This is a genomic window from Gammaproteobacteria bacterium, assembly GCA_016765075.1.
GTDB lineage: Bacteria > Pseudomonadota > Gammaproteobacteria.
Genome location: JAESQP010000115.1, coordinates 1 through 16,405 on the forward strand (window position 1 = coordinate 1; position 16,405 = coordinate 16,405).

Consider the following 16,405-nt stretch of genomic DNA (forward strand, 5'->3'; position numbering starts at 1 on the left):
ACAGTCGGCCTACCGACAACTTTTCCGGTCGGCGATCGGCAAAGCTGACCTCAAAGCCCTGCGCGAGGCCACCAATAAAGGTTGGGTATTGGGAGAGGGACGTTTTCGTGAGCGGATTGAGAAATTATCAGACCGGCGTACAACACCAAAACTCAGAGGTAGACCGAAGAAGGAGGGGAAGATAAGAAGTGATTAGTTCGAGTCTGACCCTATTATAGACTGCGGGGCGCTTCAACTCCTATTTCACTTCAATCATTTGCACTGTACCGTCGGGCAGGGTTTCAACCATTTGGCCTTTGGGCTCTTCCAGAAAGAACAAAATCAGGGCGAATACAATCGCCGCGGTAATAGCGATAAAAAGAAAGAATAAATCGTAAGAAACAAGAGAGTTGACGGTTAAGAAAATGACGGCGCCGACATTACCGAAGGCGCCAGCCATGCCAGCGATTTGTCCGGTCATGCGTCGTTGTACTAATGGCACCATGGCATAGACGGCGCCGGAACCTGCTTGCGAGAAAATACCACTGACAATAGTGATGGCTACGACCATCCATACTGGCCAGGTTTTATCGACCAGGCTTAGGATGAGAAAGCTGGTAGTAATGCCGGCAAAGACAATAATGAGTGTGCGACGGCGGCCAATGGTATCGCTCAGCCAGCCGCCACCGGGTCGTGTTACAAGATTAACAAAAGGGTAAATGCCAGCCAACAGTGCGGCAGTGACTTTAGGAACGTCAAACCAGGAAACATAGAACAAGGCTAATATAGAGACTATGGCCAGCTCTGTGCCAAAGGTGACGAAATAGGCCCAATCGAGGATAGCGACTTGTTTGAATTTGTAACGATGCAGTTGCGCTACAGGTGTTTTAAGTATGTGTGCGTTAACATGCCAGATTTTTGCTAGTTGAACGAGATAGATGGCAGCCAATACAGCATAAACCAGATAGCTGTTGCTAACAGTAATTAGCCCGAGCTGTGCAGGTGACAGTTTCCAGGTCAGTAGCGCTAGCGCTAGAAACAAAGGAATATTCATAAGCATATAAAGCATTAAATCTGCTCGGCTGCTCACTTCCATTGCGCCCATTTTTTTTGATTTAAAGTAGGTCGAGCCTTTTGGTGTATCGCTGACGACGAAGTAGTAGATAACACCGTACAGAATGGCAATGATGCTGGTGATAGTCAGCGCAATACGCCAGCCGTCGTCACCAGCAAAATTGGCAGCGATGAAGGGCAGTGTTAGCGCTGCACCAGCAGAACCGAAATTACCCCAACCACCATATATGCCTTGCGCGAGGCCGGTTTGTTTGGCTGGAAACCACTCACCGATCATGCGGATACCGACAACGAAACCGGCACCAATAAAGCCAGATAGAAAACGCATAAGCGCAAGTTTTTCATAGCTATCGACCCAGGCGAAACCGATACTGATGGCACCGCCGAGCACCAAAATGCCGGTATACATGATGCGCGGGCCGAGTTTATCCACCAACATACCAACGACAATACGCGCGGGGATGGTCATGGCGACGTTAAGAATGAGCAGCACTTTTGCCTGCTGATCTGTCAGAGAAAGCGCTTCTTGGATAAAGGGCATCATCGGCCCCAAACCAAGCCAGACCACGAAGGTCATGAAAAATGCAAACCAGGTAGCGTGCAAAATTCTGATATTCGGTTTGGAGAGATCAAAAATATTGAGTTTACTGCTCAAGATTGGCGCGTCCTTTTCTTCATTGTAAAGATATTGCCTTATGGGGCAATTATCGAGCCATAACGCTATGCTATTGATAATAAAAGATAATTTCTATTATATGTTTTCATATTTGATGGTGTTTTGATCAAATACGGTGCGCCTTGTAGCAAGGGCGGAACAATAATGAGGTGTTTTTTATGCTGCCGAATACATTGGCGGCGCGTATCAGTATGTCCAGGAAGCCAGGTTTTATCTGTGCTGGGTGAGTAATCCACAGGCGTGTTTTCTCTCTGCTTCATAGCAAAGCGAGACCAACAGTATGCGCACCAAATAGGTGCAAAAGGCTGTTCTATGGTGCCAGGAATAGCCTGGTGAGTCCTGATATTGCTATTAATAACAATGGTTTAAGGGGTTTATTCGCCCTTGGAACAATTTTTGCTAAAAGTATTAATATATAGAGGGGATGCATGTAGCGGTGTGTCACTACTAAACGGAGAGTGTGCATGAAAGAAAAATTGGTCATGGTCGGCAATGGCATGGCAGGTGTTCGCGCCATTGAAGAGCTGTTAAAGATCGCGCCAGACAAGTATGACATTACGGTGTTCGGCAGCGAACCCTATGCCAACTATAACCGGATTTTATTGTCGCCTGTGTTAACGGGGGAAATGGCGCTGGAAGACATTATGCTCAATGATGTCGATTGGTATAAAGACAATGGAATTGACCTGCGTCTTAATAAAAAAATTGTCGATATTGATCGCCGTGCTCGTCAAGTGATCGATGAAGCAGGTGAACACACCCCATACGATCGCCTGTTAATGGCGACCGGTTCCAATCCATTTATCATTCCTGTGCCTGGCCATGAGCTTGAAGGTGTCATTGCCTATCGTGATATTGCCGATGTTAATTACATGCTCGACAGTGCCAAAGAATATAAAAATGCTGTCGTTGTCGGTGGTGGTTTATTGGGTCTTGAAGCAGCCAATGGCCTCAAAGAACGCGGCATGCAAGTGACAGTAGTGCATTTGCTGGATACGCTGATGGAACGTCAGCTTGATGCATCTTCAGCGGCCTTATTACAAAGTTCACTGCAAGACCGCGGTTTGAATTTTTTAATGAACGCGCAAACCGAATCAATTATGGGGGGCGAACGCGTTGAAGGCGTGCGTTTTGCCGATGGCAGCGAAATAGCGGCAGATATTGTGGTCATGGCCGTCGGCATTCGACCGAATATTGAGCTGGCTAAAAAAGTGGGCATACACTGCGAACGCGGCATTGTCGTTAACGACACCATGCAAACCTATGATCCGCGTATTTATGCCGTCGGTGAATGTTTGCAACATCGCGGTGAAACCTATGGCCTGGTTGCGCCATTATTTGAGCAGGCTAAAGTCTGCGCTAATCATTTGGCGCATCTTGGTCATGCGCGTTATGAAGGTTCGACAACGTCTACTAAGCTTAAAGTCACCGGCATCGATTTGTTTTCCGCTGGCGATTTCACCGGTGATGAAAGCACCGAGGACATTATTTTTCAAGACCCGACCGCAGGCGTGTATAAAAAAGTTGTTCTTAAAGACAACAAAATACTCGGCGCAGTGCTTTATGGCGATACCGTTGATGGTGCCTGGTATTTCGACCTGATGCGTAATGGCACTGATATTAGTGATTTTCGCGAAAGCCTGTTATTTGGCCAGACCCATATTGGCGAGGCTGGGCATGGTGCAACCAATGCTGCCGCTGCTTTGCCTGACACGGCTGAGATTTGTGGTTGTAACGGTATTGTAAAAGGCGACATTGTTAATGCCATTCGCGAAAAGGGCTTGTTCACACTGGATGATGTACGCGCCCATACCAAGGCATCGAGTTCGTGCGGTTCATGTACCGGTTTGGTCGAGCAAATTCTTGCGTCAGTGGTAGGTGACTATTCTGAAACGCCAAAGAAAAAAGCCATGTGTAAATGCACAGAGTTCACGCATGATGAAGTACGCAAGGCTATTATTACGAATACATTAAAAACGATTCCTGACATTATGCAAAGCATGGAATGGAACACAGCCAATGGTTGTGCCTCGTGTCGACCAGCGTTGAATTATTATTTAGTTTGCGCGTGGCCGGGTGAGTGGGATGACTACCAATCACGTTTTATTAATGAACGTGCGCACGCCAATATTCAAAAAGACGGTACCTATTCCGTCATACCGCGCATGTGGGGTGGTATGACCAACCCAGCAGAACTACGTGCTATTGCTGATGTGGCAGATAAATACAATATTCCAGCAGTTAAAGTGACGGGCGGTCAACGCATCGATCTTTTGGGTGTTAAAAAAGAAGACCTGCCGAAAGTATGGGGTGATCTCAGTCGCGCCGGATTTGTTTCCGGTCACGCCTATGCTAAAGGTTTGCGTACAGTCAAGACCTGCGTTGGTAAAGAATGGTGCCGCTTTGGTACGCAAGATTCAACAACGATGGGCATTAAGCTTGAAAAAATGACCTGGGGCGCCTGGGCACCGCATAAAATTAAATTGGCCGTATCAGGTTGCCCGCGTAATTGCGCTGAGGCAACGATTAAAGACTTTGGTGTAGTCGCTGTTGATTCCGGTTGGGAACTGCATGTTGGTGGTAACGGCGGTATTAAAGTGCGTGCGACTGATTTTCTTTGCAAGGTAGAAACCGAGGCAGAAGTGTTAGAGTATTGCGCTGCTTTTCTTCAACTTTACCGTGAAGAAGCACATTATTTGGAACGTACTGCGCCGTGGATTGAGCGTGTTGGCCTGAGTCGTATTAAAGAATATATTGTTGATGATGAAGGCGGTCGTAAAGCGCTTGCGCAACGCTTCCTCGATTCACAAAAACACATGCAAGACGACCCATGGAAGCAACGTGCTGAAGGCGCGCACAAAAACGAATTTGAGCCGCTTACTGAAATCGCATAATCATAGGTTGAAAATGTCCTTATTAGAAATTGGAAAATTAGAAGATATACCGCAGCTAGGTTCACGCGTAGTGCGCACTGCACAAGGTGACATTGCTGTGTTTCGCAATGCTGATGATGAGGTGTTTGCGTTGTTAGATCTTTGCCCGCATAAAGCTGGCCCCTTATCGCAAGGCATTATTTGCGAACATACTGTGACTTGTCCTTTGCATAATTGGAAGATTGATATGCGCAATGGCGAAGCGTGTTCACCCGATGAAGGCAGAACAAAAGCATTTAGCGTGATTGTCGAAGCAGGCGTGTTGTTTTTGACGTTGCCTGACGATGCAGAGAATAGCAGTAAGCCAGCTCAAGCCGCAGCAAGTTAATACGTTGCCATGACGCAGGCACAAAACGTCGAACACGAAGTGCGTACTACCTGCCCCTATTGCGGTGTTGGTTGTGGTGTCATCGTTTCACAAACCGCAGATGGCGCTGCCAGTATAGTTGCCAGCGTAAAAGGTGATACAGAACATCCAGCCAACTATGGTCGGCTTTGTTCTAAAGGCTCAGCTTTAGCCGATACCATTGATTTAGAGGGCCGTTTGCTGGTGCCTAAAATTGCTGGCGAACAAGTCAGTTGGGATGAAGCGCTTGATACCGTCGCCAATAAATTCACAGCCGTTATCTCAGAGCATGGCCCCGATGCAGTAGCGTTCTATGTTTCAGGGCAATTGTTAACCGAAGATTATTACGTTGCCAATAAGCTGATGAAAGGCTTTATTGGCAGCGCCAATATCGACACCAATTCTCGTTTGTGCATGGCCTCATCGGTAGCCGGGCACCGTCGTGCTTTCGGCAGCGACACCGTGCCGGGCTGTTATGAAGATCTGGAATTAGCAGACCTGATTATATTGGTCGGGTCGAATACGGCCTGGTGTCATCCAGTGATCTACCAACGTATTGTCAAAGCTAAAGAAGAACGACCTGAATTAAAAATCATTGTGCTTGATCCGCGCAAGACGGCAACCTGCGTCATTGCCGATTTACATTTGCCACTACGTATTGGCAGTGATGTCATGTTATTCAATGGCCTGTTGAATTTCCTCCGTCGTGAAGATCATCTTGACTTTGAATACCTTGAAAATCATACCGAAGGATTTAGCGCAGCGATAAATACGGCGCGTGAATCCGCTTCCTCAATTACAGCGGTAGCCCAGGCTTGCGATCTTGATGCTGCTGATGTTGCCCGCTTTTATCAAATGTTTGCGACCACCAAAAAAGTAGTGAGTCTCTATTCGCAAGGGGTTAATCAGTCCTCCAGTGGCACAGACAAGGTCAACAGCATTATTAATTGCCATTTAGCCACAGGCCGCATTGGCCATCCTGGTATGGGGCCATTTTCTATTACTGGCCAGCCCAACGCTATGGGTGGGCGCGAAGTGGGCGGATTAGCAAACCAGCTCGCAGCGCATATGAATTTAGAAGACCCAGCGCATCGCGATACCGTTGCGCGATTTTGGCAAGTTAATTCGGTGCCTGAGAAACCTGGGCTTAAAGCCGTTGATCTGTTTAATGCTATCGACGAGGGCAAGGTCAAAGCCGTCTGGATTATGGCGACCAACCCGGTTGTCAGCATGCCCGACGCAAACCGGGTAAAACGTGCACTCGATAAGTGTGAGTTAGTGGTGGTTTCAGACTGTATCGAAAAAACCGACACCACTGCCTGTGCCGATGTCTTGTTGCCTGCCACAGCCTGGGGTGAAAAAGACGGCACAGTGACCAATTCAGAGCGGCGTATTTCTCGTCAGAGAAAGTTTCTGCCGACTGCGGGTGAGGCCAAACACGATTGGTGGATGATTGCTGAAGTGGCCAAGCGTATGGGTTTTGGCAACGGTTTTGATTATGCCAATGTCACTGATATTTTTAGAGAACACGCAGCTTTGTCCGGGTTTGAAAATAATAATGATCGCGACTTTGATATTGGTGCAATGTCCGATATCAATGACAGTGAGTATGCTGACATGGTGCCTATTCAATGGCCAGTGAAAGACGATGCAACAACTGGGTCTTTAATTGGGCAGGCACGATTGTTCGCTAATGGCGATTTCTATACGCCCAGTCGTCGCGCTCGTTTTGTTGCTATAACGCCGACCGCACCGGCTAATCCGGCAAGTGCCGAATATCCGCTAATCCTTAATACTGGTCGTTTGCGTGATCAATGGCATACCATGACTCGTACCGGTAAATCAGCACGTTTGTTTAGTCATCAGTCCGAGCCTTTTTGCGAGATCAATCCTGCTGATGCTGAAAACTATCGTGTCGTTGATGGTGCTATTGCCAAGCTGCAAAGCCAGTGGGGTGAAATGCTGGCACGCGTTGTCGTCACAGAAAATCAACCGCGTGGTTCGGTCTTTGCGCCGATCCATTGGAACGATCAGTTCGCTAACAATGCACGCGTTGATACAGTAGTAAACCCAGTGGTTGATCCCATCTCAGGCCAACCCGAGCTTAAACATACACCGGTTAGCGTATCTCCTTACACTTCGCTTTGGCATGGTTTTATATTAAGTAGAACAGAAATTACGCAGCAGGATAAGCTCGATTATCTGGTGCGCATACCAGAAAAAATCGGTTATCGTTATGAATTATGCGGCAACGACATTATTGCCGATTGGCATGCCTATTCTCGAACCATGTTGAATGCGGATGATGATGACGATTGGCTCGATTATTCTGATAAAGCCCACGGTTGGTATCGCAGTGCGAATCTAAAAGAAGGGCGGTTGCAATCTTGCCTTTATATTGCACCTCAAAGTTCGTTCGGGAAATCGCTGCCCCAGCGCGACTGGTTAATAGAACTGTTTGCCAAAGACCAACTCAACGATGTTGAGCGCATGTCCCTGCTTGCTGGCAAACCCGGCACACCACGTAAGGATGTTGGTCGCACCATTTGTTCCTGTTTTGATGTCGGTGAAAAAACCATTATCGAAGCAATAAGCAAAGAGGGTGTAGACAGTGTTAAAGGCTTAGGTGAAAAACTCAAAGCAGGCACCAATTGTGGGTCATGTATTCCAGAGCTCGATGCGCTGCTTAAAGCACACGCTTGAATATGTGAGATCTTTGGATCACCGCCAATTTTGACCGATTGAACCTCCTCTGGTTTAACGGACCATTAACCAGCGGCTGACGCCGACCCTTTGTCCCACAGTGAACCGTCTTAGCACCCTGTCTTTGACAAATGATTTGATGTTCCATGTTATCGAAATTATTCGATACCGAAACGGTAGCAGAGCATAGGCAATAATCGCTGTATACTGGTACAGATTTTTTTAGATATGGAGCATTGAGCGATGAAAGATATGACTCATGGTAGACATAGTAAAACTATAATTGCCCTCATACCATTAGTCGTCACGTTGGCGATGATGTTCAGCGCATCAGCTATTGCTGAGACTGAGACCAAAGCAACCTTGACAACTATTCTTGCCGGTGAGCATAGGCTCGATGCCAATAAAGCGCGTGATAAGTATCGACATCCGTTAGAGACGCTATCCTTTTTTGATATAAAAAATGATATGACTGTTGTTGAGATCTCACCCGGTGGCGGTTGGTACACCGAAATACTGGCGCCTTTGTTAAAAGACAAAGGCATTTTCTATGCAGCAGGATTTGATCCTGATTCTTCCATCGAGTATTTTCAAAAAAATGCAAAATACTTTGAAGAAAAAATGAAATCCAATGAGGTGTATAGCAAAGTTAATATCACCGTTCTCGCGCCGCCGGAAAAAACAGTCATTGCACCGCCTGGCTCTGTAGATAGAGTGCTGACATTTCGTAACATCCATAACTGGATGAGTGGCGGTTATGTTGACGACGTTTATAAAGCGATATATACAGCATTGAAACCAGGCGGCATTTTGGGCGTAGTTGAACATCGTGGCAACCCAAAAATTCAACAAGACCTGAAAGCAGTCTCAGGCTATGTTAATCAAGACTACGCTATCAAGCTCGCTGAAAAATCAGGCTTCAAGTTTGTTGGTAGTTCAGAAATAAACGCAAACCCGAAAGACACTAAAGACCATCCAAAAGGTGTCTGGACATTACCGCCATCATTAAAACTGCAAGATAAAGATCGCGATCAATACCTGGCGATAGGGGAGAGTGACCGCTTTACTCTGAAGTTTATTAAACCTAAGGAATAATGCTGTTGATGGCATGAGGGATATAAATAGGTTTGGCTTGTTTGCCAACACTACTCTAGCTCAAATAATCGAATTTTTCTGTCATAATAAATTCTCCTGACAGCATTAGGTTACACACTAAAAGGATTGACACAAAATTCCTAACACTCCCATTCAAAACATACTTTCGCTATTGCTTGCTTTTAATTTCTCTCGCTAACTCTTTGGCTTTGAGTAATATTTCAGCAGTGCGCCAGTCGATATGCTTGCTTGATGCTAAATATTTTTGCGTGGTAGTCACTCACTCTCATATCGACAAACAGTTTGATACACTGCCATCTTGAGTAAATTTACAGCCTATGGTTGGTAGTTGCAAGGTTAAGTAATATGTCAGTTCGTTTAATGAATTTACGTTCTGTTCCAGAGGATGAAGCAGAAGAGATACGACAACTGTTGACTGAGCAGGGGTTTGATTTTTATGAGACACCTGGAGGGCGCTGGGGTATTTCCAGCCCGGGTCTATGGCTGCGTGATGAGAGTGATTTGGATAGTGCAAAAGCAGTGTTGGAAAACTACCAGGTAGAACGCTATCAGCGTGTGCGAGCTGAATATGACGAACTAAAAAAAATAGGCATGCAGCGTACCTGGATTGATATGGTTGTTGAGTCTCCGGGGCGGGTTATTTTTTATCTTGCCGTAGTGGGGTTTATTGTCTATTTTTCTATCATGCCGTTTTTGCGTTTTGGCGTATGACAAACAGGCTAAATAGTTAAAGATTTGTGATGATTGTTTGTTAAATAGCCTTTAATATTTTTGTTTTCATCTATGTTTTATGTTTGTGTAAGCTTCGATTAGGTTTTTGTCATATTAAATAATTTTTATGGAGATGGTTATGTCCTTACAACAGCAGCTGGATGAATTTAAAGTAGGCTTTGTTGCTAATACGCCGCCGGACGCGCAAGAAAAAATGGAGGCAGCTAAGCAAGCCTTGGCTGATTCTGGCATGTTATCTGGAGTACCAAAGGAAGGAGATACTCTGCCCGAGTTTACTTTGTCCAATCAACTTGGTAGCCCATTAACCTTATCGCAACTGCGTGCAAATGGACCGGTGTTGATTGTGTTTTATCGCGGTGGTTGGTGTCCTTATTGTAATCTTGAGCTTCGCGCTTATCAGGCTGCGTTAGATCGTATTAATGCTGCGGGGGCAATGTTGGTGGCGATTACGCCAGAGTTGGCCGATGAATCATTGAACACAATAGAGAAAAATTCGTTAGGTTTTCAGGTGTTGACGGACGACAATGCAAGCTATGCCCGACAGCTTGGTTTGGTGCATACCTTACCTGAGGAATTGCGGCCTATTTATGATGGGTTTGGTATTGACCTGCAAAAACACAACGGCAAAGGGCAATTTGATCTGCCGCTACCGGCAACCTATATTGTCGATACAGACGGCGTCATTGTTAAAGCCTTTGTCGATGTTGACTACACTCAACGTATGGAGCCTGAACAGGCGATTTTAGCTCTTGAGGCGATGATAACAGCCGCTTAGATGTGTTGTGACTCCCGGATGCCTGACAACGGGTGTCTGGGTATATCAGAGATTTCTGAGAGAGTGTTCTATTGATGATAGCGGTCAAGTTGTTGCAATGCCTGGTCGGCCATTTTTTTTGTGTAACGGTTAATCTTTTGGTGTGTTGGCATCCAGCCGAGTAGAAAGCGATAGAAATCGGCCCAGGCAATAGAATAAAGTTTTCGCCATTCACTTTCCAGGGCATCGACATCTACCCGATTTTGGTAAGTATTGAGAGCCATTTTCAGGGCATTAAAGTAGTAATCCAACAGTGTGGATTCATGGCGCTCGCATTCATTTTCATCAAGACAACTACTAAGCAAATAAACCACATCTTTTATACCACAGCCACCCCCGACATATTGAAAATCGACAGCGGCGACTTTCTTGCAGTCAGATGAAAAACAAAAATTTGCCAGCTTGGCATCGCCGTGTACTAAGGTTTGAAAACGACACTCATTGAGTCGTTTATCAATTGCTATGGCAGCGTGTTTAACAGCGCCATTGCGCATCGCTGTAAATTCTTCTGATCGAGTTGCTAAATGCCAATACGTGCCTGTTGGCCACAGTCCGACTGGCGTTTCGTTGAGAAACTTTGCGTGAAAGTGGGCCAGCCAATTTAGACAGGGTAATGCCCCGGTCATATCAAGTTGATGTTTGCGTAGTGCAAACCCGCTAGCATCGATATCTTCTAGTACGAAGATATTTTCGTCGCCAAACTGCTCTGCGGTGTAGCATCGTGGTACGCGGCAGTGATCATCACAACGCTGACTCCAATCGTTATACCACGTAGCTTCTACCTCATAAGAGCGTAATTTGCGTTGATGGCCGTAGTCGCTATTCCAGCCACGGGGGTGCTGTTTCGTGGTTGGTGGTTTAATATGTTTGACGATGCACGTCGGTGCGTTACCATCATGCAGCTTGACTCGAATGATCTCCCCGTAGCCACTCCATAAGGATTGAATGACGGCTTGCTTTGTTGCAGACTTTGCGCCAGTTGCGGCGATGACGGTTTGATGCCAGGGTTCGTTCATATGGGTGTTTGCCAGTGGAAAGGTGCAGACAAGATAATGAGTAACTGGTTAATCAGTATAACAGGCATGATATGAATAATGATTTGTTAGACCCAGCACAACACATTATGACAATCGATATCGACAATGAGGGGTTATCGATATTCTGTGAAACACAATATGATTTGAATGACCGTAATGGGATGTTGTTGTCGCAACAGATCAATGCTGTCAATTTTCGCTTACGTCACAGCCATCAAGGTTACCAGGCTGATTGGCATGTGGCGGGTGATCCGACACTGATAATTATCTTGGCAGGTGTTTTGCGTATTACATTGCGTAATGATAACTACCATGACTTTAGCGCTGGCGAGATGTTTATTGCTAAAGATAAATTGCTCGCCGATCAGCAATTTGATATCACACGACATGGGCATCGTGCTGAAGTGGTTGGCGATACGCCATTAAGCGCTGTCCATATTAAGTTAGGACACCTCTGATGTGTTATGGAACACGGTCTTGCAGCTGAAATTTTCCAGCTCTTTATCCCAGACACATAAAAAGTTCTTTAGAAAAGCTTGGCGATTAAACCCGACATTAAAACCAGGCAAGTTACATCATTGATCTAATCACTTCATTAGCACCATTGCTGATCGCTTTATTTGTCATGGCGGTGCTGTATTCTTCGGTTGGCCACGGTGGTGCATCGGGTTATTTAGCTGCAATGGCGTTGTTTAGCCTTGCCCCCGAAAGTATGCGGCCAGCGGCGTTAGTGATGAATATCTTTGTTGCGGCGTTGGTTTGGCTACGGCTTTATCGTGCAGGATTTTTTGTCTGGCGAGTATATTTACCCCTGGCTTTGGCCGCCTTACCTATGGCGTATATTGGTGGCAGCATTACGCTATCAACCTCGGTATATTACTACGTTGTTGCCTCAGCCCTACTACTTGCCGCCTGGCAATTATTTCGTCAACGTCAGTTTGAGCATGAACTAGTACCGACGAGATTGGTGGTGGCAATACCGCTTGGGCTAGTGCTCGGTCTTGTCGCGGGGCTTACTGGGATTGGTGGTGGTGTTTACTTAAGCCCCTTGTTATTAATGCTACGTTGGACGGATATGCGCACCAATGCCGGGGTTGCTGCGGCGTTTGTGTTGACAAATTCGCTGGCAGGGTTGGCAGGGTATATGACAGCCAACACGGTGTGGCCAGATCATTTGGTTGAATATGTTATCGCTGTGGTACTAGGGGCGCTGATCGGGTCAGAGCTTGCGGTCAGGCGTTTAAGTTCGCCGCGTTTAAAAGCGTTGCTGGCTTTGGTGCTGGTAATAGCTGCAATAAAAATGATGGCAACGCACACAGGCTAGCTAGCGTTGCTGGCCACTTTAAGTTTTTGTCCTGGCTGAAGGTATTTGTTTTTATCCAAAGAATTCCAATTCAGCAAATCATTAATGCTGACTTTAAAGCGTTGTGATATTCGGTCTAGTGAATCACCACGGCGCACGGTGTAGTGCTGTTGTTTGGCTTGCTTGCCATGCGGCCAGACAACCAATTTGCGGCCAGGTTTAAGAATGCTTTTTCTGCTGAGTCCATTCCAACGTGTTAGCTTAGATACACTTACCCCGTAACGATTGGCGATTTTCCACAGGCTGTCGCCATGACGAACAGTGTAGTTTACCTTGTAGCCAGAGCCCGAGCTTTGGGCGCGTACAAGCCGTTGGCTTGCGCTGAGTACGTAGCGATCAGCGTTTTTTACAGCAACCGGTATCATCAGTTCTCGACCTGCACGAATCGTGTTGCCGCGTAGATTATTGGCTTGTTTAAGTACGCTAACCCGTGTGCGATATTTGTCAGCGATATGGCTGAGTGTTTCGCCCGAGCGAATCTTGTGCCGCTGCCAGGTAATACGCTGTTCTTGTGGATGTGCAGCAAGCGCTAATTTAAATTGTTCTGCCTTGTTAAGTGGCAAGACAATGTGATGCGGACCGTTAGGGTTGGTCGCCCATTGATTGAGACCAGGGTTAAGTCGATAAATTGTCTCTAGTGGCACTTTGGCAAGTTGTTCTACCAGTGCCAGGTCAATTTGTGAGCCAATGTCAACGCGGGTAAACCGTGGTGAGTTGGGTATGGCTTGTAATGTGATGCCAAATTGATCTGGCTGCTTAATGATTTGGGCAACCGCCAGTAAGCGTGGCACATAGTCTCGTGTTTCGCGTGGCAGGGATAGCGACCAGAAATCAACGGCCTTGTTTTGCTGGCGATTGCGCCGAATCGCTTTGCGCATATTGCCCTCGCCTGTATTGTAAGCAGCAAGAGCTAGCAACCAATCATCAAATTCATCATGCAAATATTGCAGATAATTCAAGGCGGCATCGGTGGCGGCATACGTGTCGCGGCGGCCGTCATACCACCAGTTTATTTTCAAACCATAATGACGTGCAGTGCCTGGTATAAATTGCCAAATACCGGCAGCACGACTAGGTGAATAAGCAAAAGGTTGGTAGGCACTCTCTACGATGGGTAACAGTGCCAGCTCCATTGGCATATTGCGACGTTGGATTTCTTCGACAATGTAATAGAGGTAGGGTGTCGCTCGTTTAGAAACGCGATTTAGATAGTCTGGATTGCGGGTGAAGCTGCGCCGCTGAGCCTGAATGTGTTGATTGTCCGTGAAGGTGATGCCGTAGCCATGAGGGATGCGCTGCCAGACATCAGTCCAGCCAGGTGTCGGCTGTATGGTTCTTTTGGCTGGCGCAGTGTTGACGACAATGCGGTGCAGTGGCTTAGGAATTTGGCTGTCGGTAATAGGTGTATTGGTGGCAGTTGCGGGTACGCTATTGACCATAGTGCCTGTGTTGGCGTCATTTTCTGGTGCGATTTGGGGTCCGATCAATGGCGAGTAGTTGCTTGTGCAAGCGTAGAGCAAGCAAGCCATGCTGCCTATAATCACTGCCTGATATGGATTTTTTATCAAAAACTTATTGTTTTTTATCATAATAATAAATAATGAGAGCCTTAGACTTGATCCTTCCACTTGCGCAATGCGGTAAATACATCAATCTCTGTTGTGACTGATATATCGGCGTATGCACTGGCGGATTGAGCAATTTCTGGCTCTGTACAACGTAAAAACGGGTTTGTCGCTAATTCCTCGCTCATTATTGACGGTAAACTCGGCTGTTTATTGTTACGCAGGGCTACGATGGACTCAACACGTTGTGCTATCGCTGGGTTGCCAGGCTCAACGGTCTGCGCAAAAGCCAGATTGGCCAGTGTGTACTCGTGAGCACAATAGATTTTGGTATCTTGCGGTAATTTGGCGAGTCTTTGCAAGGAATCAAACATTTGCTTAGCAGTGCCACCTTGCTTGATACGGCCACAGCCGCCAGCGAACATGACATCACCAACGAATACATGGCTTGAAGTATCTAGAGTAGTACGGTCTTCTTGGGTATAAAAAGCCAAATGGCCAAGGGTATGGCCTGGCACTAACATTGCCTTGAATTTTAGCAGTGGGGTGATTGTAATCACCGCATTGTCAGCCAGCGGGTGGCTGACACCCTGAATAGTGTCAACGGATGGGCCGTAGACCGGTGCTGGGTGCTGTGCGATTAGAGCACCAATACCCGCGACATGGTCAAAACATTTGTGGGTGATTAATACGGCACTAAGCGTGAGTTTCTCTTGTTCAAGAAAGGTGAGTACGGGCTGGGCATCACCCGGGTCAACCACCACGGCATGATCAAGTGAGCCACCCGCTTGTGTCGCGTGGCGTATTAGCCAAACATAGTTGTCATCAAATATTGGGATTGGCTGGACATCAATCATAGTAGGATAGCGCAGTGCTTTGGTTACGATTAAATTGACGCTATTATATAGCACAAGACTGATTAACTGAGATGAATCAAATAGGCAAGTTGGACACAGTGCAGTGAAGCGCAAGCAAACAGTTGACGAAAAAAGCAGAGAGTTAAGCCGTTGGTATCAACAGCCTTTGGGTCAACGCCTACTTGCTGCCGAGCAAGATTTGCTTGATCAAGTGCTGCCAGAATTATTTGGCTATCACCTTATACAGCTGGGCTCGCCTACGGCAAATGATTTGTTGCGTGGTAGCCGCATCCATCACCGTAGCATTATCGATGAATGCCCATCAGCACCGCGTGCGACTTGCTGCGCTGCGGCTGATGCCTTGCCTATTGATTCCGATAGTGTCGACGTTGTGGTAATGCCTCATACCTTGGAATATGCCGTAGACCCACACCAGGTGCTGCGTGAAGTTGATCGTATATTAATCCCTCAAGGGCATGCTGTGATCATGGGGTTTAACCCCTGGAGTCTTTGGGGTGGTTGGCGCGTGGCGGCCAAGTTTGGCGGCCGTTTCCCATGGAACGGGCATTTTCGTAGCATCGCACGTATTAAGGATTGGTGTAAATTGCTTGGTTTTGATACGCTCTCTTGCCACCATTATTTTTATCGCCCACCCATTAAACACAACGGTATTATGAGCAAGCTGCAGTTTATGGAACGTGTTGGCGATCGTTGGCAGCCGCCTTTTGCCGCAGGCTATCTGTTATTAACACGTAAATGTGAATCTATGTTGACGCCAGTGCGGCCACGTTGGCCCGCACGCCAGCATTTGCTTGGTGCCAAGGGTTTGGTGCGACCTGCTGCCAGAGGCAATGTTCATTATTTATACTCGAACCCAAAGAATGACTAAGCCAGAAACCACTGAACAAGTAGAGATTTATACTGACGGCGCTTGTCGTGGTAATCCAGGGCCTGGTGGCTGGGGCGTTTTTTTGCGTCAAAACCATCACGAGAAAACGCTCCATGGTGGAGAACCTGAAACCACTAATAATCGTATGGAACTGATGGCGGCTATTGTCGCCTTGGAAAGCCTTAAGCGTGGTTGTAAGGTACGTTTGTTGACAGATTCCAAATACGTCATGGACGGTATTAATCAATGGATAGTCAATTGGAAGCGCCGTGGCTGGAAAACAGCAAATAAAAAACCGGTTAAAAATATTGATCTTTGGCA

At 46.7% G+C, this 16,405-nt stretch carries 14 protein-coding genes; 10 read left to right on the forward strand and 4 right to left on the reverse strand.

Going from position 1 to position 16,405, the window contains the following annotated elements; translation table 11 throughout:
• Positions 1-238: 238 nt before the first annotated feature.
• On the reverse strand, positions 239-1,630 hold the full coding sequence (locus JKY90_06830) for an MFS transporter (protein ID MBL4851978.1): 1,392 nt from the start codon (positions 1,628-1,630) through the stop codon (positions 239-241).
• Between the two features lie 563 nt (positions 1,631-2,193).
• On the opposite strand from JKY90_06830, the gene JKY90_06835 reads away from it, so the two are divergent.
• The 6 genes from JKY90_06835 (at position 2,194) to JKY90_06860 (ending at position 10,334) form a co-directional block, all read left to right on the forward strand.
• Positions 2,194-4,623, forward strand: coding sequence for an NAD(P)/FAD-dependent oxidoreductase (locus tag JKY90_06835; GenBank protein ID MBL4851979.1), 2,430 nt, complete (start codon positions 2,194-2,196; stop codon positions 4,621-4,623).
• A 13-nt stretch (positions 4,624-4,636) separates the two neighbouring features.
• On the forward strand, positions 4,637-4,990 hold the full coding sequence (gene nirD / locus JKY90_06840; protein MBL4851980.1) for a nitrite reductase small subunit NirD: 354 nt from the start codon (positions 4,637-4,639) through the stop codon (positions 4,988-4,990).
• A gap of 9 nt (positions 4,991-4,999) precedes the next feature.
• The gene (locus JKY90_06845) at positions 5,000-7,711 is read left to right on the forward strand and encodes a molybdopterin-dependent oxidoreductase (protein MBL4851981.1); all 2,712 of its coding nucleotides are present in this window, start codon (positions 5,000-5,002) and stop codon (positions 7,709-7,711) included.
• 315 nt (positions 7,712-8,026) lie between these two features.
• Positions 8,027-8,806: a class I SAM-dependent methyltransferase gene (locus JKY90_06850; protein MBL4851982.1), complete on the forward strand. Its 780-nt coding sequence runs from the start codon at positions 8,027-8,029 to the stop codon at positions 8,804-8,806.
• 366 nt (positions 8,807-9,172) lie between these two features.
• Complete coding sequence (locus JKY90_06855) at positions 9,173-9,538, forward strand: hypothetical protein (GenBank protein MBL4851983.1); 366 nt, start codon at positions 9,173-9,175, stop codon at positions 9,536-9,538.
• Positions 9,539-9,677: 139 nt separating this feature from the next.
• On the forward strand, positions 9,678-10,334 hold the full coding sequence (locus JKY90_06860; protein ID MBL4851984.1) for an AhpC/TSA family protein: 657 nt from the start codon (positions 9,678-9,680) through the stop codon (positions 10,332-10,334).
• A gap of 68 nt (positions 10,335-10,402) precedes the next feature.
• Here JKY90_06860 and JKY90_06865 read toward each other — a convergent pair whose 3' ends face one another.
• On the reverse strand, positions 10,403-11,389 hold the full coding sequence (locus tag JKY90_06865; GenBank protein MBL4851985.1) for a DUF1679 domain-containing protein: 987 nt from the start codon (positions 11,387-11,389) through the stop codon (positions 10,403-10,405).
• A 107-nt stretch (positions 11,390-11,496) separates the two neighbouring features.
• Here JKY90_06865 and JKY90_06870 point away from each other — a divergent pair, with 107 nt between their 5' ends.
• Positions 11,497-11,868, forward strand: coding sequence for a hypothetical protein (locus tag JKY90_06870; protein ID MBL4851986.1), 372 nt, complete (start codon positions 11,497-11,499; stop codon positions 11,866-11,868).
• A gap of 167 nt (positions 11,869-12,035) precedes the next feature.
• Positions 12,036-12,734 (forward strand): sulfite exporter TauE/SafE family protein, encoded by a 699-nt coding sequence (locus JKY90_06875; protein ID MBL4851987.1) that lies wholly within the window; start codon positions 12,036-12,038, stop codon positions 12,732-12,734.
• Here the strand turns inward: JKY90_06875 and JKY90_06880 are convergent.
• Positions 12,731-14,362: a LysM peptidoglycan-binding domain-containing protein gene (locus JKY90_06880; GenBank protein ID MBL4851988.1), complete on the reverse strand. Its 1,632-nt coding sequence runs from the start codon at positions 14,360-14,362 to the stop codon at positions 12,731-12,733. The genes JKY90_06875 and JKY90_06880 overlap by 4 nt on opposite strands.
• Before the next feature lie 20 nt (positions 14,363-14,382).
• The gene (gene gloB / locus JKY90_06885; GenBank protein MBL4851989.1) at positions 14,383-15,195 is read right to left on the reverse strand and encodes a hydroxyacylglutathione hydrolase; all 813 of its coding nucleotides are present in this window, start codon (positions 15,193-15,195) and stop codon (positions 14,383-14,385) included.
• A 103-nt stretch (positions 15,196-15,298) separates the two neighbouring features.
• Here gloB and JKY90_06890 point away from each other — a divergent pair, with 103 nt between their 5' ends.
• Both JKY90_06890 and rnhA read left to right on the forward strand, forming a co-directional pair.
• Positions 15,299-16,084 (forward strand): methyltransferase domain-containing protein, encoded by a 786-nt coding sequence (locus JKY90_06890; GenBank protein ID MBL4851990.1) that lies wholly within the window; start codon positions 15,299-15,301, stop codon positions 16,082-16,084.
• Positions 16,077-16,405 (forward strand): ribonuclease HI (gene rnhA, locus JKY90_06895; protein MBL4851991.1); only part of this gene is annotated, 329 nt, incomplete at its 3' end. The genes JKY90_06890 and rnhA, both read left to right, overlap by 8 nt.

Coding starts and splice junctions, on each gene's coding strand:
- JKY90_06830 (MBL4851978.1), bottom strand. CDS start 1,630: ATGACCTTCGTGGTCTGGCTTGGTTTGGGGCCGATGATGCCCTTTATC.
- JKY90_06835 (MBL4851979.1), top strand. CDS start 2,194: ATGAAAGAAAAATTGGTCATGGTCGGCAATGGCATGGCAGGTGTTCGC.
- nirD (MBL4851980.1), top strand. CDS start 4,637: ATGTCCTTATTAGAAATTGGAAAATTAGAAGATATACCGCAGCTAGGT.
- JKY90_06845 (MBL4851981.1), top strand. CDS start 5,000: ATGACGCAGGCACAAAACGTCGAACACGAAGTGCGTACTACCTGCCCC.
- JKY90_06850 (MBL4851982.1), top strand. CDS start 8,027: ATGATGTTCAGCGCATCAGCTATTGCTGAGACTGAGACCAAAGCAACC.
- JKY90_06855 (MBL4851983.1), top strand. CDS start 9,173: ATGTCAGTTCGTTTAATGAATTTACGTTCTGTTCCAGAGGATGAAGCA.
- JKY90_06860 (MBL4851984.1), top strand. CDS start 9,678: ATGTCCTTACAACAGCAGCTGGATGAATTTAAAGTAGGCTTTGTTGCT.
- JKY90_06865 (MBL4851985.1), bottom strand. CDS start 11,389: ATGAACGAACCCTGGCATCAAACCGTCATCGCCGCAACTGGCGCAAAG.
- JKY90_06870 (MBL4851986.1), top strand. CDS start 11,497: ATGACAATCGATATCGACAATGAGGGGTTATCGATATTCTGTGAAACA.
- JKY90_06875 (MBL4851987.1), top strand. CDS start 12,036: ATGGCGGTGCTGTATTCTTCGGTTGGCCACGGTGGTGCATCGGGTTAT.
- JKY90_06880 (MBL4851988.1), bottom strand. CDS start 14,362: ATGATAAAAAACAATAAGTTTTTGATAAAAAATCCATATCAGGCAGTG.
- gloB (MBL4851989.1), bottom strand. CDS start 15,195: ATGATTGATGTCCAGCCAATCCCAATATTTGATGACAACTATGTTTGG.